Origin of the sequence: Virgibacillus sp. AGTR (assembly GCF_016919725.2) — a bacterium.
In the GTDB taxonomy this organism is placed as follows: Bacteria; Bacillota; Bacilli; order Bacillales; family Amphibacillaceae; genus Virgibacillus; species Virgibacillus salarius.
In genome coordinates, this window is the sequence record NZ_JAJERH010000188.1 from 1 (window position 1) to 458 (window position 458).

Sequence of the window (458 nt, forward strand, 5' to 3'; positions counted from 1 at the left end):
TTGACCGTCAACCGTTTATCTTCCTACCTATTTTTAAATGGATCGACGTATTCACGTTTACTCATGTTGTCTCGTAGTCTATCCTCCGATTCTTGTTCACGAATGTATTTTGCCACAGTTTTTTGATTGAGCCCTACTGTACTGACATAGTAACCTTTAGCCCAAAATGTGCGGTTTCCATGATTGTATTTTAAGTTGGCATGTCTATCATGGATCATTAAAGAGCTTTTACCTTTTAAGTAGCCCATAAAGTAAGACACTGACATTTTTGGTGGTATTTTAACCAGCATATGGATGTGGTCAGTCATGGCATGAGCCTCAATAATTTCTACATCTTTCATCTCACATAAACGTCTTAAGATCACCCCGATGTCTCTTCTGAACTTGCCATAAATTTCTTTCCTTCTGTACTTGGGTATAAAGACTATGTGATACTTACAATTCCATCGGGTGTGTGA

General features: G+C 38.0%; 1 protein-coding gene. It reads right to left on the reverse strand.

Features of this window, described 5'->3' with window-relative positions:
• Nucleotides 1-23 precede the first annotated feature (23 nt).
• Nucleotides 24-458: IS200/IS605 family transposase (gene tnpA / locus JUJ52_RS23175; RefSeq protein ID WP_228089262.1), on the reverse strand; the 435-nt coding region annotated here is incomplete at its 5' end.